Raw genomic sequence first — 17,674 nt, forward strand, 5'->3', positions numbered from 1 at the left:
TTTGGCTTTCTCTATTTTCACTGCTACTCAAAGTCCTAATCACAAATTGCCAAATTTCTTATTATACCACAAAACACTTTTGCAAGAGTTCTATAGCTTCCAAGATTGCTCTTTCTTCTTCAAATTCAGGATTGTTTTTATGTAGCGTAACTATATGAGGCTTGTAGACTTCACTTTTAGGTTCAGTGTCCGGTTTAGTTTTAGTAGTTTTGTTTTGCTGATTAATGGAAGATTTTGATTCAGTTGGTGTTTGTTTGCATTCTGCTGGAAATTCACCAGACCAATGAATCATCGGGTTGCAAGAGTGCTGAACCTGCAAAGTAGTGTTTGCAAGTAAAGGAGTCCATATCAATAGAAAAACTAACAGAATTGCTTGAAAATTCCAAGGCAGCAGTCGTTCCAGCCATGATAGAAGAGACTTAATTGATAATTGCATAGCTCATACAAAAAGTTACAGCAGTTTAAAGAAATTAAGAGGCGACTTGTGCTTCGTGTCCCTTATACTAGGGTTCCCTGTACTGAACTTTCTGTAACTTTTTTATGCCAAATATTTATAAAGCACGTCACCGCAAGCAGTGACGTGCTTTATTACAAAAATAAAATCTAGTTTATGTATCAGCAATTTTAATCTATAAAAAATGTTAATTTATACCGTTAATCTTAATCAGTAGCTGTTTTTGGGCATTCTAATTATAGATAAACCGAGAGGAACTGCTTATGGCTAAAGTCGTTTGTGAAAAATGCAACCATCAGTTTGAAGCAACTAATCATGTAGTAACTGCTGGAGCTACCGCCGCCGGTGCTGCAACTGGCGCTTGGCTTGGTTCCGGTATTGGAATCGCAATGGGGCCTTTGGGAGCAATTGCTGGAACTATACCAGGGGCGGTTATTGGAGCTACTCTTGCAGGACTTGGAGTTACTAAATTAACTCAATGTCCTTCTTGTGGGCATACTTTCATAGTTTAAAAAATAACAGAAAAGCGGATAAAAAACCGCTTTTCTGTTTATGGTTATTCTTCTGCTATTGTATAAGGTATTCCAATAATCAATAGCAATCACCTACGGCTGAACTTCGCTCAGAGCTTCATAATTCATCAGCATAAGCCTTTCTTAGGTTCGCCGCAGTAGTAGATCAAAAAGGCTACACTTACCCTGCTGATGGTTTAAATACTGACTGCAAATTGGGAGCATCCCAATGAGAGCTTAAATCTTTTCCCTCACCCCCAGCCCCTCTCCCATCTTTGGGAGAGGGGAGACATAATTCTAGTTCCCCTTCTCCCATCTTTGGGAGAAGGGGTCAGGGGATGAGGGCTATCAAGGTTTTTGCACATTTGGGATGCTCTCCTGCAAATATACCTGATTATCATTTGGCGATCGCCAAGCTGCTTAGAATAGTAGTGATAGAAAGGATTGTAATTATGAACGTCGTCATTCCTAATGAAATATTAACCGCAACTCGGATGACTGAAGGCGAAATGAAGCAGGAAATTGCAGTGATGCTTTTTCAAAAAGAAAAGTTAACCCTTGCTCAAGCCAGCCGATTTGCAGGGATAAATCGTATAGCATTTCAGTATGTACTCGCAAGTCGTCAAATTTCAGTGCATTATGGGGTCGAGGATTTTGAACAAGATATCACGAACTTGCGGGCGATGGGTAGACTGTGATCAATCTTGATCTTGCGGCTCCAATGCTGTGTTAGATGGCTGGTTGCTAACATTTCTTGCAGCTTCTAACTTTTGACGAATAGCTACCTGAACCTTTTCATCAAAATCAGGGTCGTTGAGAGATGCAATAATTCTGAGTGGACGTTGGTTAATTCTGTTTAAGTACGCCTGAAATGCAGCTTCATCTTTACGATGTTTGAGAAAATACTCTCTTAACTCAGCATTAGACATTGCATCATAGTTAATGCGGCTCATCAGCAAACTCTCCGTTGGGTAGAATTTGAAACTCCAGTTATTCGCTATAACCAGCTAATAAATACAGATTCCGAGTGCGATTATCAACACAAACAAGATGTATCGGCTGAAGCATAACATAAGTCAGTTGATAGGCGATGCGGTATAGACTCTCTAGCTGGGCAGCAGTAGGCATTCTGAACATTTCTTCACCTATTGGCTATCTTAGCAAGTGTTTGGGGTTAATTTGTCAGTAATACTTCGCCCATCAATAACCTCGCCGCCACTCTACTGAGTTCCTTTTTACTCTGATTCAGATTTTTGTAACAAGTCTATTGACTTCAGACAAATATATTGAGAAGCTAATAGTTAGTTTAACTAATTAATGGAAGTGCATCAAACTTGTGACAATACTGACGGGAAAAATAAATCGGTCAGAACCTCCTAGCGAACCAAAACCACTGATTTTGGAAACTCAGGGACTCACGCGCCGTTTTGGTAAGTTAACAGCTGTTAATAACCTCAGCATATCTGTGGAACAGGGCGAAGTATTTGGCCTGCTTGGCCCCAATGGAGCCGGGAAAAGTACAGTTATTAAGATGTTGACAACATTACTGCCTCCCAGTGCAGGAACAGCAACTCTAGCTGGCTATGATGTGACTCGTCAATCTAATCCTGTGAGACGGGCTATCGGCTATGTACCCCAGGCGCTCTCTGCTGATGGTAGTCTCACGGGTTACGAAAATCTCTTAATCTTTGCCAAGCTCTATGGCATACCTGCCAAAGGACGCGATCGCCGCATCTATGAAATTCTAGAATACATGGGTTTGCAAGATGCAGCAAAACGCTTAGTAAGAAACTACTCTGGTGGGATGATCCGCAAACTGGAAATCGCCGTCTCAGTTCTACATCAACCCCAAATTCTGTTTCTTGATGAGCCGACTGTCGGCTTAGATCCCATTGCTCGAACTCAAGTATGGCAGCTTGTACAGCAACTCTGTGTTGATTACGGCACAACTATATTTTTAACAACCCACTTTTTAGAAGAAGCAGATAGCCTGTGTAACCGAGTGGCGATTATGCAGCAAGGTGAAGTCGTTACCACGGGTACACCAAGGGACTTAAAAGCTTCTTTAGATAAACCAAACGCAACTTTGGATGATGTCTTTATTTACTATACAGGCGACCAGTTAACATCAGGAGTCAACTACCGTGACACAGCAAGAACCAGACGTACTGCTCAACGGTTGGGTTAAATCACCACCGACTCACCGAGCCAATCTTATCTCTGCAATTAAAGAGCTAGTTACAAAAACCCTGGCGATCGCAGAATTGGAAGTGCGTAAACTCCGCCACGATCCCACTGATTTAATAGTCAGATCGGTACAACCGTCATTATGGTTGCTGATTTTTGGGCAAGTGTTCTCCAAAATTCGGGAAATTCCCACCGGGAACTTACCATATTTAGACTTTATGGCTGCTGGCATTCTCGCTCAAAGCGTGTTGTATGTGGCCATTTTTACCGGGGGAATGACACTAATTTGGGAACGAGATTTAGGGATTGTACATAAATTTCTTGCAAGTCCTACCCCTCGTGTAGCAATGGTCTTGGGTAAAGCTCTAGCGTGTGGGGTACGCTGCTTATCACAGGTAGCAGTAATTTATGTGTTGTCTTTTATCTTAGGTGTAAAATTAAATTTCCATCCTCTAGCTTTTCTGCAAGTGCTAGTGATCGTAATGCTGGGGGCGGCTTGTTTTTGTCTTTTTTCCTTAATTATTGGCTGTTTGGCAAAAACCAGAGAGCGGATGACCGGAATTGGACAAATGTTAACCATGCCGTTATTTTTTGCCAGCAATGCTATTTATCCAATCTCAATGATGCCCGACTGGTTAAAGTTTATTTCCCACTTGAACCCCTTAACTTATCAGGTTGATGCCTTACGTAGCGCCATGCTAGTGGATGGAGTCAGCGTTTATGGTTTTGGTTGGGATTTGGCAATTCTCTTACTAACATTAGTCATCTTAGCTACTATCGGTGGACGACTTTATCCACGGGTAGCAATGTAACCCCCAATGGAAATAGCAGCTATCCCTTTGGTCTGGATTGTACAATTCTCTTATTAACGCTAATAATTTTAGCCATCATTGGTAGACGACTCAATCCAGTGGTGGCGATGTAATCAGGAGAACAACAAGCCCATGACCTTGGATAAACCTACTCAAGGTGCAACTTCCGAAGAATGTGCCGCTAGAGTAATGGAAACAGTTCCATTAATGATGCGGTTTATCCGAGCGGATATGCGTGCCCACAGCGCTGCTTTTTTATCTATACCTCAGTTGCGATCGCTAGCATTTATCAACCGTAATCCTGGCGCTTCCTTATCTGACCTGGCAGAGAATTTAGGTGTCACCTCTGCCACCGCATCAGCAACCATAGAACGCTTGGTACAACGCGACTTCGTAAAACGCTGCGATCATCCTCAAGAGCGGCGGCGGGTGCTGCTCAGTTTAACTGAAGATGGAAAGCATCATCTGAAGCAATCCCAAGACCAAACGCGCGCTCATATTACCGACTTGTTAAAAGGTCTGACAGAAGAGCAAATTTCCAATATTGAAGAAGGCTTAACTCTACTAAAAAATGTCTTCGAGAAAACAGAACTCAAAGCCCCATAACTCCGAGGTTGCACAGCACGATCCCTTTGCCGCCTTTAAGTTTCGAGACTATCGGCTATTTACCATTGGACGGCTGGTGCTGTCCGTGGGATCGCAAATGCAAACTGTAGCCATCGGCTGGGAACTCTATGAGCGGACTAACTCAGCGATCGCTTTAGGTGGTGTCGGGCTGGCGCAAGTCTTGCCGATGATTGCTCTCACCTTAGTTGTCGGCCATGTGGCCGATCGCCGCGATCGCAAACTCATCATGTTACTGTCGGTGATGTTGCTAGCTCTCTGCTCCCTGGCTTTGGGGGTGCTTTCCTATACAAAAGGTGCAATTTTTCTAACTTACGCCTGTTTGCTATTAACAGGTGTCGCTAGGGCTTTCCTTAGACCTGCTAGTGATGCTCTGATGTGGCAGTTGATACCTGTCAGTGCGTTTACCAATGCAGCCACCTGGAATAGTAGTAGCTTTCAGTTAGCCGCAGTCATCGGCCCAGCCTTAGGGGGATTCGGGATTGCGCTGTTCGGCAGTGCTACAGGTGTATATGTGCTAGCTGCGATCGCTGCGTTGCTGTGTTTTATTTTAACACTGGGGATCAAAGAGCAAAAAGGTACTCGCTCAACGGAACCAATCTCATTTCAAGCACTTGCAGCTGGTGCTAAATTTGTTTGGCAGAATCAGTTAATTTTAGCAGCGATTACATTGGATATGTTTGCTGTCTTGTTGGGTGGTGCGATCGCCTTGCTACCCATTTTTGCCAAAGATATTTTACATGTGGGGCCAATGGAGTTGGGATATCTACAAGCAGCCCATTCCATCGGTGCTTTGACTATGGCTATTACTCTGGCGTATTTACCACCATTACGCAAAGCAGGCCCAGCCTTATTGTGGTCAGTGGTTGGCTTTGGAGTTGTCACAATTATCTTTGGACTTTCTCATTCCTTTTGGTTGTCTATGTTGATGCTGATCTTTGGTGGCGCACTAGATAGTATTAGCGTTGTAATTCGCCATACATTAGTTCAAATCAGAACACCAGATCATTTACGTGGTCGAGTTGCTGCGATTAATAGCGTATTTATTAGTGCCTCCAATGAATTGGGAGGCTTTGAGTCAGGTTTAACTGCGGCTTTATTTGGCCCGGTGATTTCAGTTGTGGGTGGTGGAATTGGCACAATTTTAGTAGTAATTGCTACAGCCGCGATTTGGCCGGGAATTCGGAAGTTAGGGGCTTTGCAAGAGTAATAAATCAAACTATGTTACGCAATGTAAATTTAATTATTCACACCCACTTACTTATGACCGAAAACGACTCATGATACAAGCCCCTAAATTTATTTATGGAGAAGCAAAAAAATGTATGTATAACGATAGCGCAGCGTAAAGCCTTCTCTACGAGAGGCTCCGCCAACGGCATGGCTTCTCTACGAGACGCTGCGCGAACGCTTAGAGCGAGTCATCGAGCGTCGTGGCACAGTGAACCAGCGGTGTAGGCGGGTTTCCCGCCGTAGGCGACTGGTTTTCTCGTTGGGCGCAAGAAATACCAAGTCCGTTTACAGAGCAACTAAATTTATAACCTGTTTTTGACGCAGAGAACTAATTGCTAAGACTACAATACTTACGGTGAGTGCTAAAATTGCATAACTCGGTAGAGCGAAAATAGTCACTTTCATGATGTATGGCAATTCCCCTGCTTTTACATTCCATCGTTTTGCTAGAGAGCCGATAACCCAGCCATGAATGACTGCTGTTTGTACAGCAAGAGAGCAAACTCCTGCTAACCAAACAGACATTCTTTTCCTGGAAAATGTACAATGCCTAATCTGATGCAGCAAATCATTTAGCAAAAAAACAACAGCAGGTATCAACATTACAGAACTAGTTTGCTGTGAATAATTGATGGCAATACTCAAGCAAGAAACTAGTACCATTTCTGATAAGTAGATTTTCTTTGACCAGGCTGTGAGAGATTGTTGTAGATACCAATACAAACCCACCAAACCAACAAGTATTAAAACAATGAAGTCTGAGAATAGCTTTGCCAGCAATGGATTATTGGGGAATAATCTTGGCCCCACAACCATCAAATCAAGGCGACTAATCGAAAGATAGGGACTATTCGATGGATCATTTAGCCAGAGTGAAAATCCACGACTTACATCTGGTAGGAATTGTGTCAAAGAATTGCCCGTCAAGGCTAGACCTAAAAATATTAGAGAAGTTCCTGTGACAACACATACAAAAACTAGAGAAAACCGTCTTTTAAGTAGAAAATACAGAATGAATAATACAGCTAATGTTGGTTTACAAACGGCAATACCTAAGCAAATTCCGGCTGGAATATCCTGATGTTTTCTAGCCAAGATAAACATCCATAAGATCAAAACTACAACGAAAATCGCAATATTCCCAACTTGAAGATCGTAAACTAAGCCATAAATCAAGGCAACCGAGATTGTGCAAATAGTTCTGAAAGCTGGCGACTTTGACTCCAGCAGGATATTCGCTCCCCATAAGGCCAAACCGATTGCTAATATATGCATTGCAATCCAGATTGTAAATGCAGTATTGATCGAAAAATAACCGAGAAACCAGATCAGAGGAATAATATTAGGTGGATAGACAAAGGGTGGAATAAATCCACACACCTTAGTTAGGGTACAGAAACTTTGGTTAAAAATCTCGACATTAAAGGGACTCAAATGCTGATGAGCCAGTTTACTCGCCACATAAAACCACTTAAAATCCCATAAAGGTGGATCTGGTTGATTTAGTAAATAAACTAGCCAACCAGTATAACAAAGGAATCTTGTAACGACTAATACAACACTTGCTTGGATCAGAAAGTTAACAATTGGTTGACGTAAAAATTGCATCAACCGTTGGATTACAGAAGATTTTAAGAATAAAGAATTTTTCCACACTGCCTTCCCATCATCTAATCGCCAATTATTTTTGAGAACTAAAGCAACTACAATTACTATAAATATGTTCCAAAAGCCAAAGCTTATCATTAGAATGATCTCACGAATTATTTCTGTATATCCTACATAATATCTCTGAATTTATTCGTAACCGAATATACCTTGGTATATTAATGATCAATTTACCCCTTCGGGGCGGGAGTAGGGAGTAGGGAGGAGGTCTATTGACTAAACTTGCTAGATTTTTTGCAGCGTTTTCACTCCTATGTCTATTGTTTGTGACTCAAACTCAACTTCAAGAGTTGCGTCTAGGCGATCGCACACATATTACGCTGTCGATTGGGATATATAGCAATCATAAGACTCAGATCCCCGACTTCTTAGAGAAGTCGGGGATCTCGTTGTTAACTGTTACAGTCCTTGATCGGAAAATTTATTCTTTTAGGATGTTAGAGATTTTTTAACTTGCACTTATATACAAATGTTCTCAAGTAAGTTATCATTCTCATGATGATTTGATAGTAACTATAGTTAATAAGGTTATCCATGCTTTTTCCCTTCTTGATCATGTTCCGAGAGGGCGTTGAAGCTGCACTTGTCGTGGGGATAATTGCCAGTTATCTCAAGCAAACTGGGCGTACCCATTTGATGAAGTCAGTTTGGATTGGCATCGCACTAGCAACTCTTATTTGTTTAGCAGCTGGGATTATTTTGCAAATAACCAGTCGGGAGTTTCCGCAGAAACAACAGGAACTATTTGAAGGGGTAATTTCCATCGTCGCAGTTGGGGTTCTCACCTGGATGGTTTTCTGGATGCGTCGGGCGGCTCGTTCGATGAAAGGCGAGTTACAGTCTCAAATTGAAACTGCCATTCAGTCGGGAGATAAATGGGGTATAGCACTAGTTTGGATGTCATTCTTTGCAGTACTGCGGGAAGGTCTGGAAACAGTAGTGTTTTTGCTAGCCACATTCCAGCAAAATTTGGGAATTCAAGCTCCCGTGGGGGCATTGTTTGGATATGCAGCCGCATTAGCCGTTGGTGTCGGCATCTATCAGGGTGGTATCCGGATCAACTTGAGGCGATTTTTTAAATGGACAGGAGCCTTCATTATCCTGGTTGCGGCTGGACTTTTAGGAAGTGGGGTAAGAGCTTTTCATGAAGCCGGAGTGTGGAATTTACTGCAAACAGTAGTATTTGATGCTAGCGGGGTACTTCCCAATAACGGCTTTCTCGGTTCACTTTTGGCAGGATTTTTTGGCTATAACGATGCCCCCACAGTTAGCGAGGCGATCGCCTATTTTGGCTATCTAATTCCTACCATGTCACTGTTCTTCTTAGGGGATAACGCCAGACAGAAGAGTACAGCAAGTCATTCTTAGCTACTTCAATAACTTTTAGGAAAAGACAACAATGAAAAATGTTTTAAAGTACTCAACAATTATCTGTCTAATTGCCTTGACAGTAGCTGCCTGTGAATCGAACAAATCAAGCGATACTGCCGCGAGTAATACTCCAGAGGCGAAAGTAGCTAGTGATACCTCTGCTAACAATTCTCCGGAAACTGCTTTGGCTGTGACAGATCAAGGTTGCGAACCCAATCAGCTGTCAGTAACATCTGGGCAAAACAGCTTTGTGCTGACCAACAAAAGCAGCAAACCTGTGGAATGGGAGATATTGTCTGGGGTGAAAGTCGTTGAGGAAAAGGAAAATATTGCTCCTGGATTCGTTCAAAAACTCAAAGCCAATCTAGAACCGGGTGAGTATGATATGGCTTGCGGTTTACGCAGCAATCCCAAAGGGAAACTTACAGTCAAGGCTGGAGGAGATTCTCAAGCTAAAGGGACTGTAGATCAAGGTCAATTAGTCGGTGCGATCGCAGAATATAAAGTCTACATCACTAAAGAAATTGACCAACTAGTTACTAAAACCAAGATATTGACAGATGCCGTGATTGCTGGCGACCTTGCCAAGGCTCAGAAAAGTTATGCATCTGCCCATGTTCACTATGAACGCACAGAACCGGTAGCTGAATTGTTCTCCGACCTCGACAAAAGCATGGATTCTCGTGCTGATGACTTTGCCAAAAAAGAGGCTGACCCACAATTCGCCGGATACCATCGCCTAGAGAAAGCTTTATTCCAGGACAAAACGACAAAAGGCATGAAACCCTATGCCGAAAAGCTACAGAAAGATGCACTAGATTTACAAAAGCGCATTGCCACCTTGACCATTGAACCGAAAAACATGGTTGGCGGTGCTGCTGACTTGATTGAAGAAGTGGGTAAAACCAAGATTTCTGGAGAAGAAGACCGTTACAGCCGTACTGACCTCTGGGACTTCAGCGCCAATGTCGATGGTTCCCAAAAGATTGTGGAGTTATTGCGCCCCGCCATCCAAAAAGCCAACCCCGAACTATTGGGGCGTGTGGATGCAAATTTCACCAAAGTTGACCAACAACTTGCTAAATACAAAACCCCTGATGGTGGTTTTGCGAACTACGACAAGGTGAGTGAAACAGACAAGAAAGAGATGAAAACAGCGATCGCATCTCTTGCTGAAGATTTGTCTCAACTGCGTGGCACTTTGGGAGTTGAGTAATTTATCAACGGGTCGCGCCAGGATTCCCCGACTTCGGCATATCTTGTCTCTTAGGAATGGCGCTCCGGGACTCTTTACTGGGGACTCTTTACTGGGGACTAGGAAGAGTTTTCTTTAAAACTTGGGTAGTGGTCTGAATCCCCGAACAATTTTCCCAGTCCCCAGTCCCTAATCCCCAGTCCCCATTCCCTTTTTCAATCATTCCTAGAGGAGGAAACTATGTCTAGTTCAGAGCAACCAACTTTACGTATTACTCCCCGCATCCGCCGTCGTGACTTGCTCATCGGTATGGCCGCAGCAGGAGGAGTAGCAGCTTTGACCAGTTTGGGTTATCACGCTGCTTCGGAAACTACCGAAGACCCATCTGAAGAGACTGTGCCGTTTTTTGGTATTCACCAAGCAGGTATTATTACCCCTGCCCAGGCTTCTGCCCTCATGGTGGCATTTGACACAACTGCTACAACTAAAGCGGATTTGGTGCGATTATTTAAAACTCTGAGCGATCGCATTCAGTTTCTCATGGCAGGGGGAACACCCAAATCACGCGACCCCAAATTTCCGCCCAGTGATTCGGGAATTCTTGGCCCTGTAGTGGTTCCCAATAACCTCAGCATCACCCTAGCAGTGGGTGACTCGCTGTTCGATAACCGTTTTGGACTTGGCAAATTAAAACCCAAGCGTTTAACTACTATGCCAGGTTTTTCCAATGATCAACTTGACCCAGATTTGTGTCATGGGGATATACTGCTACAATTTTGTGCCAACACAGAGGAAGCGAACATCCACGCTTTACGGGATATTATCAAGAATTTGCCTGACTTGATCACTCTGCGCTGGCAAATAGAAGGTTTTCTGCCGCCGAATACTCATAAAAAGCTTGGCAAAACCACAGTGCGAAACCTACTTGGTTTCAAAGATGGCACAGCAAACCTAGATGCTAGCGATGAAAAGTTGATGAACCGGATTGTCTGGGTACAGCCAAACAGCAGCGAACCAGCTTGGACAGTAGGGGGAAGCTATCAAGTGGTGCGAGTGATCCGCAACTTAGTCGAACACTGGGATCGTACACCACTACAGGAGCAACAGACAATTATTGGACGCAGTAAGGACTCTGGCGCACCCTTGGGGATGAATCACGAGAAAGATATTCCCAATTATGCTCAAGATCCTAAAGGTGAAAAAATCCGTCTAGATGCTCATATCCGCCTTGCTAATCCACGCAAATCAGAGTCGAGTTTGATTCTGCGGCGTGGTTTCAATTATTCACGCGGGTTTGACAAAGCTGGACAGTTAGATATGGGTTTGTTATTTGTCTGTTTTCAAGCTGATTTAGAAAAGGGGTTTGTGACAGTGCAAAATCGTTTGAATGGGGAACCACTGGAGGAGTATATTCGCCCCATTGGTGGTGGATATTTCTTTGCTTTGCCTGGCGTTAAAGCCGAGGGTAGTTATCTCGGTCAACCATTACTTGAAGCATCAACGGTATAGATTTAGGGATTTCCAATCGGTGAGTTTTTGATTGTGGTGATAGTTGGCTCGATTTCCGTACAGTGCATTAGACGTAGGTTGGGTGGAGCGGAGCGCAACCCAACTGATTATCAGGATGTTGGGTTACGCAAAGCCTCCACCCAACCTACAATTTTTTTACTACATTTTAGCCTAGACTAAGAGAGAATAAAGCTTTTTATAACCCACGGAGGTGGGTAAAGTCTCGTGTAGACGAGGTTTCTAACCGCCCTTTTAACCCTGACATTTTCTTTACACCGTTACATCGGCTTAGGCGTTGGACTGGTGCTGATTATGATTGCCTTCACTGGAAGTATGCTGATATTTGAATAGACACTCAACAAAGCGATCGCAAAATTAATTACACAATGCCATTGTCAAATTTGCTCCCCGCGACGATGGTTAACAGCTTGCAATCACAGGGATTCTGCAAATGCGATCGCGTCATTTACAGATTTACCACTAATGCTTGAGATTGACCGAAAGTAATCTGGCTCTTCGGTTACTTTTATGGAGATTATTAAAAATAATTTAATTATATTGAGTAAAATTTAGTGATATTAATGCCTGCAATATCCATTTGATAGGTATTTAAGAGATATTAAGAATAGTTTAAAAACACCAGAATTATAACTTATATTATAAAATCGTAAAGTTTTAGGTGTAGACCATGAAGCTTCCTGTAGAGCAAATCTTGAATCTGACCGAGATGAAAGTATTAGATTTTCAAGAACTTGTTGGGGAAGAAATAATTATAACGATAGAAAAAGATGTGAATTATTCGACTTGTCCTGACTGTGGAAAAATTACTCACAGTATACATCAAAGTCATTGGCGGATGATTCATGATTTACCTTGGAGTAAAAAACCAGTGCTATTAAAAATAAATCGTCGCCAATTTAAATGTCATAAATGTAAAAAAGTCTTTAGCGAAAGCCTAGATTTTGTAGATAAAAGTAAAGGATATACTAAAAGATTAGCAACAGACATAGTTCAACAAGTATTAAATAGTAATATCCATAGTGTTGCTGAAAGAAACGGCCTCAGTGATGAAGAAGTAGAATCAATGTTAAAAAAGCAAGTATCGCAAATATTAAACATTAACTTAAGTCAGTTAAAAAAGTTAGGTATGGATGAGATTGCTTTAGTGAAAGGACAAGGAAACTATCTAGCAGTATTAGTGGATTTAGATACTCATAAGCCAATTGAGATAGTGGAATCAAGGCGAATAGAAGATATCCGTAAAGTACTTGTTGGTTGGGGAGTTGAGGTACTTAATAGAATTGAAGAAGTGAGCATTGATCTCTGGTCACCTTATAAAAATTTAGTAGAAGAGTTAAGCAATAAAGCTAATATAACTGCTGATAGATTTCATGTAATGAAACAGGTAAATGAGGAATTAGATACTATGCGTAAAACTGAGAAAAAGGCAGCCATGTCACTAGATAATAAATCAGAAAAATCGCGAATATTAGAAGCGTTAAACAAAAGTAAATATAGTTTAATTAAAAATGAAATCTCTCTCAATGAGAAGCAAAAAGAAAAATTAAAATCTGTTCAGGATGTGTCACCAAATCTCGCTAAAATGCACGCTCTTAAAGAAGAATTCCGAGATATATTTGAAACAACTAAATCTTGGGGAGATAGTATAATAAAACTACTGGATTGGATGTATAATGCTCTTTCATATTTTCCGAAAAGTATAGGTACAATCGTTAGATGGTTTGGTGAAATAGTCGGTTACTTTGACGGCAGAACCACTAGTGGTACTGTGGAAGGAATTAATAATAAACTAAAGTTAAGTTAATTAAAAGGCTTGGATACGGCTTTCGGAACTTTAGTAATTTTAGATTACGAAGTTTATTAAACTGGCACTTTAGTATTAATTCTCCATAAAAGTAACCGAAGAGCCAGTAATCTTAGTTATGATTATTGTTGCAAGCCCAGTTTGTAAGCCACAATATTAAATACCAAGATCGTTTTTATAGGCAAGCATTATGAGCAATAACCTTTCATTAGACGCTGTAGAAGGTTTCAACTTAGGAGACTTCGATGAATAAAGAGTCGCCTTTTGTAGAAACTGACGGATTGCTCTTGTATAAACAAGAATGCAAAACTCCAGAATTTTTAAACTCATCTTTTTGCATACATCTATTTGGTGAACTAGTTGTTGTAGATCACTATGTACTGTTATTTTCTGATTCAGAAACTCTCACCGACTACGCTAAAACTCTGGTCAACTATGATGCCAAAATCACGGAAGGGCCAGGAAAGTGGCCTGATGATTTTTGTCCAGAGGAAAACCTATTGCCTGAAGATGCTAGCATGTACTTTCTCTCAGCCTTAATGCCGTCAGGCATGATTTTGGTACTGCTTGCACCTAACACACCAGATGAACAGATCGCTAGCTTATTCCAGCAGCAAGGTTTTAATACTGTCCATCATGTTGCCATTATTGTTGATGATATTTATGTAGCAGCAGACGTGTGGCAGAAAAAAGGCTTTATTCCTCTATCTATGACTCCTCAAGAAGATGGCTCTTTATGCCAATGGTTTTTCCGCAATTGGGCAGGCCAAATTATAGAGCTAATCTGCCGCAAATGGACGGGTAAAGAAACTTTTTCCTGCGAGAATATCACTGGTTTACGCCTTTCAGAATTGGCAGCGTGAAGGGGGCAGAGGACTAGGGACTGGGGACTGGGGACTGGGGACTGGGGACTGGGGACTGGGGACTGGGGACTGCTTTCAAGGGTAGGTTTTTTAGAATCTCGAAAATAGTTGAGAAAATTCTCAAGTGTTTAAGGTAGTTTGGTCATTTCAAGATTTAAGCGACGGATAAATTATAAAAAATCTAATTTTTAAGCAGATTCTTTCCCCAGTCCCCAGTCCCCAATCCCCAGATTAAGATGGAATTTTAAGGCTTAATGACAAAAGGCGATCGCTCATGACTACTGAAAATAATCCAGCAGCGATATTGCAACCTACAGCCGTTGTGGATTGGGAACCCCCCATGCCACCTACAGATTTAATATTTGATGATGGTGAACCCTTGGAATCTAATCGCCACCGGATTGCTATGAATGTCCTCATTCGGTCATTGCAGCAGGCTTGGACTGATCGCAATGATTATTTTACTGGGGGAAATATGTTTATTTACTACAGCAGTACCCAAGTTCGTAACCGTGACTTTCGCGGGCCAGATTTTTTTGCCGTGCTGAATGTTGACGGTAATAACTCCAGACAAGGTTGGGTAGTGTGGGAAGAAAATGGGCGTTATCCTGACGTAATTGTGGAATTAATGTCACCATCAACCGCAGCAATAGACAAAAGCATTAAGAAAAATCTTTACGAACAAACTTTTCATACCTCAGATTATTTTGTCTATGACCCCTTTGATCCTAATTCTTTGCAGGGATGGCATTTAGATGATAATCAACAATACCAACCTTTGACTTCAAATGAGCGCAATTGGCTATGGTGTAGACGTTTAAATTTCTGGTTGGGAACTTGGGAAGGAACCATAGACAGAGAAACGGCGATTTGGTTGCGATTTTATGATGTAGCAGGCAATTTAGTTTTGTTACCAGAAGAAGCTGCAAAAGCACGGGAGGAAGAAGCGAAAGCACGGGAGGAAGAAGCGAAAGCACGGGAGGAAGAAGCGAAAGCACGGGAGGAAGAAGCGAAAGCACGGGAGGAAGAAACAAAAGCACGAGAGGAAGAAACAAAAGCAAGAGCCGAACGTTTAGCGGCTAAATTAAGAGAATTGGGTGAGAATCCAGATTTGTTGTGAGTAATTTTGTAATTCCGATGAAAAGTGCTGTAATCTTTCGCCGGAAGCGACCTAACTAATCTTCATGTCTGGTTTTTTCTTGGCAACTTGATCTGAAATCAAAGCCTTGACATTCTGTAGCTTTTAGGAATTGCCTAACTACACCACTAGGCTGACAACTCACTAAAGTTGAACCCAGCACAGCCAGCATAACTACAGTGGCTAGTCCCAGCACAGTCGTTTGTTTTCTCGGTTTGATTGTACTGACTAAAGTATCTATCTTAGTGGCAGTACCAACAACTTCAATTGCCTGAAGTGTTTTTAAAGCAACAGATGCATTGGCATAGCGACGTTTTCGGTTGCGTTCTACCATTTTCATTAACCACGACCGAAAATGTGGACTGATTTGAGGAACTAATTTTTGGAAATTAAAGCGATAGTTATCATCAATTAATTTCCCAATGTCAACAGAACGGGTATTAGTAAGTAAGCAAATTAGGGTTGCTCCTAAACTATATAAATCTGATGCCTCAGTCAGGGTATGACCAAACTGTTCCTCTGGTGGCATAAAACCTGGGGTTCCAGCTACAAAGCTGCTCAGGGCTATTTTTGTACCCTGCATTCTCGCTAAACCAAAATCAACCAGATAAGCATTGAGTTGTTCATCAACCAAAATATTCTCTGGCTTAATATCCCGATGAATAATTGGAGGAACTTGCTTTTGTAAATAAACTAAAATCTCTAAGATTGACAGAGCAATTTGCTTAATTTCTTCAGGATGAAAGCTGCGTTTTGAACCCAAGGATGGGGCATTTTTATATTCCTGTACCAGATAAAAAACCCCTGGGATTTCAAAGGAATCTATATAGCGAGGGATGCGGGAATGATTCAGTTGTTGCAAGATTTCAATTTCGCGCTGATATGCTTTCACTCCTGATAAATCAGCACTTGCACGAGTAAAACAAAACTCTTTAATCACCACCTGTTGACTAGAGTTGAGGACATTAGCTAGGTAAGCAATGCGTCCCCCTTCACTATTGCGTCCTAGTTCGGTGATGACTTGATAGCCTTGTTGAGAAAAATCTGGATGGTGATTTAAGGGAATTACCCTTTTATGTCCATTTTGCACACCAAGCTCCATTATAAACACCAGATGAGTTTGATTTTGTCAAGGTGTAATTAAAAAACTTAGATCCGTTCACCCAGATTGTTAGCCCCATGTTTCTCCTGTTTGGGCTAAGGCACATTAGCAGAAAGGCGAAATTATCACCTTTGCGCTAGCCAATCAACAATCTGGGCATTGACAACATCTGGAACCTCATCGTGGGGACAATGACCGACATTGGGAATGGGAACAATTTTAATTTCTTTGCCATTCTCACGCGCCTTTTCGTAAATCTTTGCCCCGGTAATTGGTGTCCAGGGATCGTCAGCACCCCAAATTACTAATAAAGGACGTTCTACTTTGGGCAAAAGTTCCTCTGGACTGGGGCCAGGCGGGGCTGTGAGAATGGAGGCGAAGACTTGTTGCGCTCCTGGGTCACAAGAGGGAGTATAAAGTAAATCAACTAATTCATCGGTGACGGCTTGGCGATCGCGGTAAACTTGGTAGAGGGTGCGGCGAATTTGGGCTTTTTGGCGGATGCGGTTATAGACAAATTTACCTGTAATTGGCGATCGCACAAACCGATTAAAAGCTGCCATCACCATCCGTAGCGGCGGGTTCAATTCGTGAGAACGATGACTTAACCCACCCGCAGAGTTAATTAAAATACCACCAGCAGCAATTTCTGGATATTCTACCAATACAATCAAGCTCAAAAGTGCGCCGATGGAGTTGCCAATAAATACAGCTGGTTCGTTTATATGTGCTGTGCAAAAATCTTTTAGCAGTTCCACCCAAACTTCTACACTGTAATCAATGGGCGCTTTATCAGAACCACCAAAACCCAAAAGGTCTATGGCAAACACCTGGTAGCCAGCATCAGCTAAAACTGGGATATTTTTGCGCCAGTGTCCAATGGAAGCACCAAAGCCGTGAACCAGTACCAAAGGCTGTCCTGTACCCATAACAGTATACTGAATCTTGTAACCTTGCCAAGTCCAAATGAATTTTTCAAAGGCGTCTTGAGTTGCAAGCTGCTGTGTCGTTACAGTCATTATGAAGATTAATAAAGTGTTTCTTTAATATAGTAATGTTCTCTGACTGAAATCTGAGTGATGAGTGCTGAGTAGTGCAAATTAAAGGCGCAACAGCTTATTAGCCTCGACACTCGCAAAAAAGCTGACACGATTGATAATAAAGAGAGGCGTTATCTTCAC

At 42.0% G+C, this 17,674-nt stretch carries 17 protein-coding genes and 1 pseudogene; 12 read left to right on the forward strand and 6 right to left on the reverse strand.

The window, feature by feature from the left end:
• Nucleotides 1-61: 61 nt before the first annotated feature.
• Nucleotides 62-436, reverse strand: coding sequence for a hypothetical protein (locus V7K76_RS08520; protein WP_334950789.1), 375 nt, complete (start codon nucleotides 434-436; stop codon nucleotides 62-64).
• Nucleotides 437-717: 281 nt separating this feature from the next.
• Here V7K76_RS08520 and V7K76_RS08525 point away from each other — a divergent pair, with 281 nt between their 5' ends.
• Both V7K76_RS08525 and V7K76_RS08530 read left to right on the forward strand, forming a co-directional pair.
• On the forward strand, nucleotides 718-966 hold the full coding sequence (locus V7K76_RS08525; protein WP_334950787.1) for a hypothetical protein: 249 nt from the start codon (nucleotides 718-720) through the stop codon (nucleotides 964-966).
• A gap of 338 nt (nucleotides 967-1,304) precedes the next feature.
• Nucleotides 1,305-1,664 (forward strand): UPF0175 family protein, encoded by a 360-nt coding sequence (locus V7K76_RS08530; protein ID WP_442936174.1) that lies wholly within the window; start codon nucleotides 1,305-1,307, stop codon nucleotides 1,662-1,664.
• Here the strand turns inward: V7K76_RS08530 and V7K76_RS08535 are convergent, their stop codons facing one another.
• Nucleotides 1,665-1,919 carry a DUF6887 family protein gene (locus tag V7K76_RS08535; RefSeq protein WP_334950785.1) on the reverse strand — a complete coding sequence of 85 codons (255 nt, stop codon included), beginning with the start codon at nucleotides 1,917-1,919 and terminating at the stop codon, nucleotides 1,665-1,667. It abuts the gene before it with no gap.
• Between the two features lie 37 nt (nucleotides 1,920-1,956).
• Nucleotides 1,957-2,094: a DUF6888 family protein gene (locus tag V7K76_RS08540; protein ID WP_334950783.1), complete on the reverse strand. Its 138-nt coding sequence runs from the start codon at nucleotides 2,092-2,094 to the stop codon at nucleotides 1,957-1,959.
• A gap of 208 nt (nucleotides 2,095-2,302) precedes the next feature.
• Here V7K76_RS08540 and V7K76_RS08545 point away from each other — a divergent pair, with 208 nt between their 5' ends.
• The 4 genes from V7K76_RS08545 (at nucleotide 2,303) to V7K76_RS08560 (ending at nucleotide 5,799) form a co-directional block, all read left to right on the forward strand.
• The gene (locus V7K76_RS08545; protein WP_334950781.1) at nucleotides 2,303-3,154 is read left to right on the forward strand and encodes an ABC transporter ATP-binding protein; all 852 of its coding nucleotides are present in this window, start codon (nucleotides 2,303-2,305) and stop codon (nucleotides 3,152-3,154) included.
• Nucleotides 3,111-3,965: an ABC transporter permease gene (locus tag V7K76_RS08550; RefSeq protein ID WP_334950779.1), complete on the forward strand. Its 855-nt coding sequence runs from the start codon at nucleotides 3,111-3,113 to the stop codon at nucleotides 3,963-3,965. The genes V7K76_RS08545 and V7K76_RS08550 overlap by 44 nt, the downstream gene beginning before the upstream one ends.
• A gap of 132 nt (nucleotides 3,966-4,097) precedes the next feature.
• Complete coding sequence (locus V7K76_RS08555) at nucleotides 4,098-4,571, forward strand: MarR family winged helix-turn-helix transcriptional regulator (protein ID WP_334776066.1); 474 nt, start codon at nucleotides 4,098-4,100, stop codon at nucleotides 4,569-4,571.
• Nucleotides 4,537-5,799, forward strand: coding sequence for an MFS transporter (locus tag V7K76_RS08560; protein WP_334776067.1), 1,263 nt, complete (start codon nucleotides 4,537-4,539; stop codon nucleotides 5,797-5,799). Before V7K76_RS08555 ends, V7K76_RS08560 begins: the two co-directional genes overlap by 35 nt.
• 308 nt (nucleotides 5,800-6,107) lie before the next feature.
• Here the strand turns inward: V7K76_RS08560 and V7K76_RS08565 are convergent, their stop codons facing one another.
• Nucleotides 6,108-7,568: a glycosyltransferase family 87 protein gene (locus V7K76_RS08565; protein WP_334776068.1), complete on the reverse strand. Its 1,461-nt coding sequence runs from the start codon at nucleotides 7,566-7,568 to the stop codon at nucleotides 6,108-6,110.
• Nucleotides 7,569-8,024: 456 nt separating this feature from the next.
• Here V7K76_RS08565 and efeU point away from each other — a divergent pair, with 456 nt between their 5' ends.
• The 6 genes and pseudogenes from efeU to V7K76_RS08595 all read left to right on the forward strand — a co-directional run bounded on the left by efeU (nucleotide 8,025) and on the right by V7K76_RS08595 (nucleotide 15,373).
• Nucleotides 8,025-8,858, forward strand: a complete 834-nt coding sequence (gene efeU / locus V7K76_RS08570) for an iron uptake transporter permease EfeU (protein ID WP_334776069.1) — start codon at nucleotides 8,025-8,027, stop codon at nucleotides 8,856-8,858.
• Between the two features lie 31 nt (nucleotides 8,859-8,889).
• Complete coding sequence (gene efeO / locus V7K76_RS08575; protein WP_334776070.1) at nucleotides 8,890-10,077, forward strand: iron uptake system protein EfeO; 1,188 nt, start codon at nucleotides 8,890-8,892, stop codon at nucleotides 10,075-10,077.
• A gap of 219 nt (nucleotides 10,078-10,296) precedes the next feature.
• On the forward strand, nucleotides 10,297-11,565 hold the full coding sequence (gene efeB, locus V7K76_RS08580; protein WP_334776071.1) for an iron uptake transporter deferrochelatase/peroxidase subunit: 1,269 nt from the start codon (nucleotides 10,297-10,299) through the stop codon (nucleotides 11,563-11,565).
• 688 nt (nucleotides 11,566-12,253) lie between these two features.
• Nucleotides 12,254-13,479, forward strand: a pseudogene (locus tag V7K76_RS08585) (ISL3 family transposase).
• Between the two features lie 156 nt (nucleotides 13,480-13,635).
• Entirely contained in the window at nucleotides 13,636-14,253 is a 618-nt protein-coding gene (locus V7K76_RS08590) for a hypothetical protein (RefSeq protein WP_334776072.1), read from the forward strand.
• A gap of 274 nt (nucleotides 14,254-14,527) precedes the next feature.
• Nucleotides 14,528-15,373, forward strand: coding sequence for a Uma2 family endonuclease (locus tag V7K76_RS08595; RefSeq protein WP_334776073.1), 846 nt, complete (start codon nucleotides 14,528-14,530; stop codon nucleotides 15,371-15,373).
• A gap of 55 nt (nucleotides 15,374-15,428) precedes the next feature.
• Here V7K76_RS08595 and V7K76_RS08600 read toward each other — a convergent pair whose 3' ends face one another.
• The gene (locus V7K76_RS08600) at nucleotides 15,429-16,493 is read right to left on the reverse strand and encodes a serine/threonine protein kinase (RefSeq protein WP_334776074.1); all 1,065 of its coding nucleotides are present in this window, start codon (nucleotides 16,491-16,493) and stop codon (nucleotides 15,429-15,431) included.
• 125 nt (nucleotides 16,494-16,618) lie between these two features.
• Entirely contained in the window at nucleotides 16,619-17,512 is an 894-nt protein-coding gene (locus tag V7K76_RS08605; RefSeq protein WP_334776075.1) for an alpha/beta fold hydrolase, read from the reverse strand.
• Nucleotides 17,513-17,674 lie beyond the last annotated feature (162 nt).

Source organism: Nostoc sp. (genome assembly GCF_036917975.1).
Classification (GTDB): domain Bacteria; phylum Cyanobacteriota; class Cyanobacteriia; order Cyanobacteriales; family Nostocaceae; genus Nostoc.